7 protein-coding genes and 1 pseudogene are annotated in these 7,490 nt (G+C 74.6%); all 8 read right to left on the reverse strand.

From position 1 onward, the window contains the following. Positions 1-24: 24 nt before the first annotated feature. Positions 25-903, reverse strand: coding sequence for a copper transporter (locus AOM09_RS12425; protein WP_062389009.1), 879 nt, complete (start codon positions 901-903; stop codon positions 25-27). Next, the gene (gene steA / locus AOM09_RS12430) at positions 900-2,027 is read right to left on the reverse strand and encodes a putative cytokinetic ring protein SteA (RefSeq protein ID WP_062389012.1); all 1,128 of its coding nucleotides are present in this window, start codon (positions 2,025-2,027) and stop codon (positions 900-902) included. The genes AOM09_RS12425 and steA overlap by 4 nt, the downstream gene beginning before the upstream one ends. Before the next feature lie 5 nt (positions 2,028-2,032). Then, positions 2,033-3,715: a DNA repair protein RecN gene (recN, locus tag AOM09_RS12435; protein ID WP_062389015.1), complete on the reverse strand. Its 1,683-nt coding sequence runs from the start codon at positions 3,713-3,715 to the stop codon at positions 2,033-2,035. Position 3,716: 1 nt separating this feature from the next. Continuing rightward, a complete protein-coding gene (locus AOM09_RS12440; RefSeq protein ID WP_062389017.1) occupies positions 3,717-4,583 on the reverse strand; it encodes an NAD kinase in 867 nt (288 codons plus the stop codon). Beyond that, positions 4,580-5,401: a TlyA family RNA methyltransferase gene (locus tag AOM09_RS12445; protein WP_062389020.1), complete on the reverse strand. Its 822-nt coding sequence runs from the start codon at positions 5,399-5,401 to the stop codon at positions 4,580-4,582. Before AOM09_RS12445 ends, AOM09_RS12440 begins: the two co-directional genes overlap by 4 nt. 2 nt (positions 5,402-5,403) lie before the next feature. Continuing rightward, complete coding sequence (locus AOM09_RS15245; RefSeq protein ID WP_156162358.1) at positions 5,404-5,577, reverse strand: hypothetical protein; 174 nt, start codon at positions 5,575-5,577, stop codon at positions 5,404-5,406. An 11-nt stretch (positions 5,578-5,588) separates the two neighbouring features. Continuing rightward, on the reverse strand, positions 5,589-6,590 hold the full coding sequence (locus tag AOM09_RS12450; protein WP_062389024.1) for an HAD-IIA family hydrolase: 1,002 nt from the start codon (positions 6,588-6,590) through the stop codon (positions 5,589-5,591). Next, a pseudogene (locus tag AOM09_RS15390) lies at positions 6,587-7,490 on the reverse strand (hypothetical protein); the annotation flags it as partial. The pseudogene AOM09_RS15390 and the gene AOM09_RS12450, both read right to left, overlap by 4 nt.

A 7,490-nucleotide genomic window follows, 5' to 3' on the forward strand; every position in this document is an offset into this window, starting at 1 on the left:
ACAGCCGGAAGTCCCGGGTGCGTCTCAGGAAACGCCCAGAAGTCCCGGAACCTCGCCGTCGCCGTAGTGGGGACGCTGTCCCTCGAGTGTCTCCGCGAGCGTCGCGACGGCGGTGATCGAGCCCAGGGTCCAGTCGGACGATGCGACGGTCGCGACATCGTCGCGCCTGGTCTCGGCGGTGATCGAGGCGGGCGCCCCCACGACGGTGACGGGGGCGTCGTAGGCGGCGAAGGCCGCGACCAGGGCCTCGGTCGCCTCGCCGTCGCCCGCGACGATCACCACCGCATCGGCCCGGGCCGCCGGCTCGCCGATCGCGAGCTCGGATTGCTCGAGGAGGTCCCACAGCACCGCGCCACGGTCCGTGCCCGCGGCCGAGACGTCGGTGTGGTCCGCGCCGGACGGTGCGCCGCCCGTCGCGCCCTGCACGAACGCATGCGCCAGCACGGTCGCGACGTCGGTCGCGTCGACGCCCACGAGCGACGGCGCCACCTGGTCGGCGAGGGCTGCACGGTACTCCCCCGTCGCCAGGTCGTCCCACCCCGCTCCCACGGTCACGGATCCCGCCTCGACGGCGCCCGCGAGCGGCAGCCGCGAGGCGACCGCGTCGCGGACCTCGCCGGACGCGCCGGGCGCCGAGACCAGCACCACCGAGGCGTCGGGCAGCAGGCCGATGAGCAGGGTCGGCGCGGTCGCGTCGACATAGTCGACGGCGCGGTCGGCGTGCTCGTCGGCCGCCTCGACACGCGCATCGGCGCGCCCGACCTCCGCCTCGAGGGCGTCGATCCGGTCGCCCGTCTGCCCCAGCAGGGCCGCACGCAGCGGGCCCGAGCCGAGCACCACGCCGACCGCGAGCACCGCGACGCCGGCCGCAGCGGACACGACGCGCGTGCGGGCGTCGGTCATCGGCCGCCGCCCAGGGTGGCGGAGAGCCAGCCCCACCCGGCCGCGATCGCGTCGTGGCCCTCGGGGGTGCCCCACGCCGCGAGCGCGAGCGCCCCGAGGGCGAGCCCGAAGGCGCCCCACGACATCGCCGCGCTGTACCGGTGCCGGTAGACGGCGGGAAGCACGCGGGAGTCGATCACGGCACCCGTCGCGACCAGGCGCGACAGGAGCGCACCCGCGCCGGCGGTCGAGCGGTCGGACACATAGTCGAGAAGCCCGTCGCGGGCGCCCGCGACCACCACGACGGACGCGCCCGCGGCGTGAGCGGCAAGCAGCGCGACGTCCTCGCTCGACAGCGTCGCCTCGCACGAATCGTGGGTGAGGCCGATGGCCTGGGCACGCGCGCGACCGGCGTCGCGGCCCTCGCCGTCGTGCACCACCACCTGCGCGGCGCGGCGCAGCGCCTCCTCGCTCACGGCGTCGATGTCTCCGAGCACGATGCGCGGGTTGAGCCCTGCGGCGCGCGCCGCATCGGTCCCCTCGCCCACGCCGATCACCACGGGACGACGCTCCCGCGCGAAACGCGCGAGCACCGGATCGGAACCCGTGAAGCGCGCCGTCACCACCACCACCGGACGGCCCTCGACCGGGAGCCTGAGCTCCGGGAGGCCCACTCCGTCGAGCAGCAGGTCGGCGTCCTGGTTGAGCAGGTCGAGCGCGGTCGCGGTGAACGAGGCGACGTGGACGTGAAGGTCGGCATCGGCGGCGCGCACGCGGTCCGCGACGCCCTCGAGCGTGAGGCGCACGCCCTCCTCGGCCGTGCCGGCGGCGGACACCCGCCCACCGTCCACGGTCAGCGCCGCGCCGTCGCGCAGGGCCATCACCCCGGGGCCGGCCGACTCGATCACGGGGATCCCCGCCTCCAGCAGCACGAGCGCTCCCGTGGTGGGGAGCCGCCCGGAGATGCACGACTGCACGTTGACGACGGCGGCGGGACGGCGCTCGGCGAGCGCCTCGGCGGCACCCTTGTCCAGGTCGAGCGCATCGACGATGGCGACGTCGCCGGCCTGCAGGCGGCGCGCGAGCGCGCGCGGCGAGGCGTCGACGCGAGCCGGTCCCGAGATGAGGGTGGCGGCGGTGGTCATGGCGGCTATGGTGCCACGCGCGAGGCCTCCAGCAGCTCACGTGCGTGGGCGAGTGCGGTCTTCGAGCCCTCGTGCCCCGACATCAGGCGCGCGAGCTCCTCGACGCGCGCCTCGCCGGTGACCTCGTGGACCTGGGAGCGGGTGACCGCGCCGTCCGAGGACTTGGCGACGACCACGTGGCGGTCGGCGTGCGCGGCGACCTGGGCGAGGTGGGTCACGACGAGCACCTGGTGCGTCCGCGCGAGCTCCGCGAGGCGCCGCCCGATGGCGATCGCGGCCTTGCCGCCGACGCCGGCGTCGACCTCGTCGAACACGAACGTGTGCCCCGGCGCCGCGGCATGCCGCGCGAGCGACACCTCGATCGCGAGCATGATGCGCGAGAGCTCGCCCCCGGAGGCCGCCTCCGCGACAGGACGATGCGGGGCCCCCGGATGCGACGCGAGGGTCATCGAGACCTCGTCCGCGCCGGAGTGCCGCAGCTCCGCGCGCTCCACCTCGACGGCGAAGCTCGCGTCCGGCATCGCGAGACCCGCGAGCTCGGCGTCGACGTCCGCCGCGAGGCGCGCGGCCGCCTCCCGGCGGCTCGCCGTCAGGCGCTCCGCCAGCTCCCCGACCCGTTCCCCCGCGGCCCGCACGGCGGCACGGCGCGCCTCGAGCGTCTCGTCCCACGTGTCGTCCTCGAGCACGGCCGTCGCGGCCCGCTCGCGGTAGGCGAGGACGCCGTCGAGGTCCGCGCCGATGCGGCGCATGAGCCCGGTGAGCTCCGCGCGGCGCACCTGGATCTGCTCGAGACGGGCGGGGTCCGCCTCCATGCGGTCGAGGTACGACGCGAGCTCGTGGCCGATGTCCGCCGCGGCATAGGCGACGTCGCCCAGGCGCGTCTCGAGGTCGCCGAGCGCCGCATCGTGGCGCGCCGCCTCCGCGAGCGCGCGGCGCGCGGCGTCGGCAGCGACGACGAGAGTGAGCTCCGCCTCCCCATCGATCGCGGCCATCGCGCCGGCCACGCCGGCGCGCACGGCCTCGGAGTTCTCGAGCACCTCGGACTCGGCCTTGAGGCGCGCGTCCTCCCCGGCCTCCGGGGCGAGGGCGTCGATCGCCTCCAGGTCGTCCCTCATGCGGGCGGCCTCGAGCCGGGCGAGCTCCGCGCCGGACTCCATGCGCTCGAGCTCGTCCTGGGCCTGCCGCCACGTGAACCACGCGGCCGTGTAGTCCTCGAGGAGGGCCGAATGCCCGGCGTAGCCATCGAGGATCAGGCGCTGCTCGACCGAGGAGCGCAGGCGCGCCTGATCGCTCTGGCCGTGGACCGTCACCCAGTGGAACGCGACCTCGGCCAGCACCGCCTGAGGCACGGTGCGGCCACCGATCACGGTGCGGGACCGGGTGGTCGCGCCGACGCTACGGCTCACGATGACGGTGCCGTCGTCGTCGAACGCGGCGCCGGCCTCCTCGAGACGCTCGGCCGCCCACGAACCCGGCGGCGCGTCCACGACGGCCTCCGCGACCGCCGCATCGGCCCCCGTGCGGACCGTCGCCCGGACGGACTTGGACCCCAGGATGAGCCCCAGCCCGGTCAGCACCATGGTCTTGCCCGCGCCCGTCTCGCCCGTCACGCACGTGAGCCCGGGGCCCAGGTCGATGCGCGCGGACTCGATGACACCGAGGTTCTCGATGGACAGCTCGTGGAGCATGTCAGATCCCCGCGCCGGGATCGGAGACGGGGCGCTCGCCGCGGAAGCCGTCGACGGGCAGCGCGAACTTCTGCACCAGGCGCTCGCTGAACGGCGCGTCGGACATGCGCGCGAGACGCACCGTCTGCCGACCGCGCCGCACCTCGACGCGACCGCCGCGCGCGAGGTCGAGGGCGCGCGCGCCGTCGAGCACCACCTGTCCGTCGCTGGTCGAGCGGTCGAGGATCTCGATGCGCACCTCGGACGACGGGCTCACCACGAGCGGGCGCGAGAACAGCGCATGCGCCGCGAGGGGCACCACCAGCAGCGCGTCGACGTCGGGCCACAGGACGGGGCCGCCCGCGCTGAACGCATGTGCGGTCGACCCGGTTGCGGACGCGACCACCACACCGTCGCAGCCGAAGGTCGACAGCGGGCGGTCGTCGATGTCGAGCGCCACCTCGATGGTGGTGCGGAGGTTCGCTCGCTCCACGGTGACGTCGTTGAGCGCCCACCCGGAGGTCTCCCGACCGTCCGGAGCCGTCACCGTCACGTCGAGCGTGCCACGCTCCTCGATGTCGTAGTCGCCCGCGGCGAGCCGACGCGCCGCATGCGCGACGTCGTCGCGCTCGAGCTCGGCGAGGAAGCCCACATGCCCCAGGTTCACGCCCAGCAGGGGGATGCCGGTGCCGCGCGTCATGTCGGCGGCGTGGAGGATCGTGCCGTCCCCGCCGAGCACCAGCGCGGCTTCGATCGGAGCGTCGACGCCCTTCTCGAAATCGATGCACGTCGCGACGCCATCCGCCTCGAGCGCGGCGGCGGCGAGGCTCGCCGCCTCCTGCGCCTCGGGACGATGCGGGTGGACCACGAGCAGGATGCGGCGGGTCATGCGGTGCCTCCCGTCTCTCCCTCGATCGCGGCCCTGACCTGGGCTTCCGTCAGCGGCGCGGGCCGATGCCGGACGCCGCCACCAGCCTGCCATGACCGTGACGCCCAGACGAAGAACTCGACGTTGCCGTGCGGGCCCGGGAGCGTCGATCGCGCGATGCGATGGATCGCGAGCCCGGCACCCATCATCGCGGCGGCCACCGACATCACCGCACGCGCCCTGTCGTCGAAGTCCGTGACCACGCCTCCCTTGCCGAGCCGCTCCTTGCCCACCTCGAACTGCGGCTTGACCATGAGCAGCAGGTCGGCGTCCGCCGCCACGGTGGCCACGATGGGCGCCACGAGAAGCGTGAGCGAGATGAACGAGACGTCGGCGACCACCAGGTCGGGTGCGTCGCCGCCGAGCGAGGACGAGCTCAGCTCGCGAGCGTTGAGGCCTTCGCGCGCTGCGACCCGGGGGTCGCGCGCGACGCGCGCGTCGAGCTGGCCGTGACCGACGTCGATCGCATGGACACGAGCGGCGCCGCGCTCGAGCAGCACCTGCGTGAAGCCGCCGGTGGAGGCGCCGACGTCGAGGCACAGCCGGCCGGTCACGTCGATCTCCGGGCACGCGTCGAGCGCGCCGAGGAGCTTGTGCGCGGCGCGCGAGACATAGCCGTCGTCACCCGCGACCTCGAGCAGCGCATCGTCCCCCACCTCGAGGGACGCCTTCGCCGCGATGGCGCCGTCGACGGTCACGGCGTGCGCGGCGATGAGCTCCTGCGCGCGGGTGCGCGACGCGACCAGCCCGCGCGCGACGAGCGCGCGGTCCAGCCGCATGCTCAGCGCGACTCGTCGCGGAGGCGCGTCGAGAGCGCCTCCTGCACCTTGTCGAAGAAGTCGGCCTGCTTCTCGAGGTCGTCGGGAAGCTCGGTGACGGCCTGCAGGGCCGCCCTCACCTCGGCCGGGTACTCGAGCTGGCCCTTGAAGTCGCGCGTGTTGTTGAGGTCAGCCATGGGTCAGGAGGCTAACCGAAGTGCGGGAGCGTGTCGACATCCACGTGCACACCGGCGTCGGCCGCATTCCACGCCGCGGCGCAGGCCGCGCGGACCCGGTCGATGGGCGATCCGCCGTCCACGCTGAGGTGCCCGTCCGTCACGCGCGCACGGGCCTCGCCCACGTGCCACCAGCTGTCGACCAGCTGCGGCGCGGGATGAGCCTCCGCGAGCGTCGACAGGTCGGCTCCGATGAACGCCGGGCGCTCGCCCGGCACTGCGAGCACGGCGTCGCGCGCCGTCGAGACGCCGGTGAGCACCAGCAGCCCGGGGACGTCCGCGGCGCGGGCGCCCTTGAGGTCGGTGTCGAGCCTGTCGCCGATCATGAGCGGGCGGCTCGCGCCCGCCTTCCTCGCGGCCATGTGGAGCATCGCGGGCTCGGGCTTGCCCGCGGCGAGCGGGTCGACGCCGGTAGCGGTGCGGACCACCCCGACGAGCGAGCCGTTGCCGGGCGCGAAGCCGCGCTCGGTGGGGAGCGTGAGGTCGAGGTTGGTCGCGAAGTACCGCGCGCCGGCGTTGATGGCGTACGTCGCCTCCGCGAGCTCCTTCCAGCCCAGGTTCGGGGCGAAGCCCTGGATGACGGCGGTCGGGTGCTCGTCCGCCGAGTCGACGATGACGAAGCCCTTGGCGTGCACAGCGGTGTAGAGGCCGGCGCCCCCGACCACGAGGACCTTCTCCCCGGCGGCGATGTGCTCGGCCAGGAGCTCGGCGCCCGCCTGGGCGGCGGTCATCACCTCGGACGCGGCGCACGGGATCCCGACCTCGGCGAGGTGCTCGGCGACGGTCTCGGGCTCACGCGAGGCGTTGTTGGTGACGAACACCACCGCCATGCCCGCGGCGCGCGCCTCCGCGAGCGCCGGGGGCGCCGAGGGGATCGCGTCCGGTCCCTTGTACGCCACGCCGTCGAGGTCGACGAGCGCGACGTCGAAGGTCTCCTGAAGGGAGGCCTCGGTGCCGAGCAGTCCCGCGCTCACGCGCGGTCCTCCCGCTCGTCGTCGACCTCGTGGAGGCCATCCTCGTCGTCGTACTCGGCGGCCTGGTCCTCGTCGAGGTCGTCATCCTCGTCGAGCTCCGGCTCGGGCTCGGGAAGCTCCGCGGTGTCGTAGAGGACGATGTCCTCCTCGGCCTCCTCCTCGACCGCCTCGGGCAGGGCGGCCTCGAGCGCGTCCGCCTCCTCGTCACGCCCAAGCGAGCGCAGGACCGCGATGCGGGCCTCGTCGACGCGGACCTTGAGCTCCGCGTTCTTGGTATCGACCCGGTTGAGCACGAGCAGCGCCGCCTCGGGGTCGCCCATGTCGAGACGGGCGCCGGCGATGACGATCTGCATCTCGACCGACGAGTCGTGCGGGAGCAGCTTCGCGTCGGGCTCCTCCGAGATCGCGAGGGCGCGCTCAGGGCGGCCGAGGCCCCGCTCGCAGTCGGCCATGAGCGGAAGGTGCTCGATCGAGCCGCCCAGACGGCGCACGGTGCGGAGCTCACGGAGCGCCTCGGCATAGCGCCCCGTGGCGTAGGCCGTGAGCGCGGCCGCCTCGCGGACCACGTCGACGCGGCCGCCGCGCTGAAGCGCGACCTGCGCGTGGCGGTACGCGAGCTCAGGGTCGGTGTCGACCAGGTTGCCGGCCATGATGAGGTGGCGGCCCACGTCCTCGGCGTTGTCCTTGCTCAACGTGCGCAGACGCGCGCGGACATCGCGGTCGAGCTGGCCGTACGTGATCTCCTCGGGCACCTCGGGCGCCTCGATGATCTGCGACTTGGTGAGGGGCACGCCAGCGACGCGGGCGGTGCGCTCGTCCGAGTCGGGACGCTCACGCCCACCGCGGTCGGGGCGCGCGCCGGGGCGGCCGGAGCCGCGCGGGGCACGGTCACGGTCGCCG

The organism is Demequina iriomotensis, assembly GCF_000971395.1.
Lineage (GTDB): Bacteria > Actinomycetota > Actinomycetes > Actinomycetales > Demequinaceae > Demequina > Demequina iriomotensis.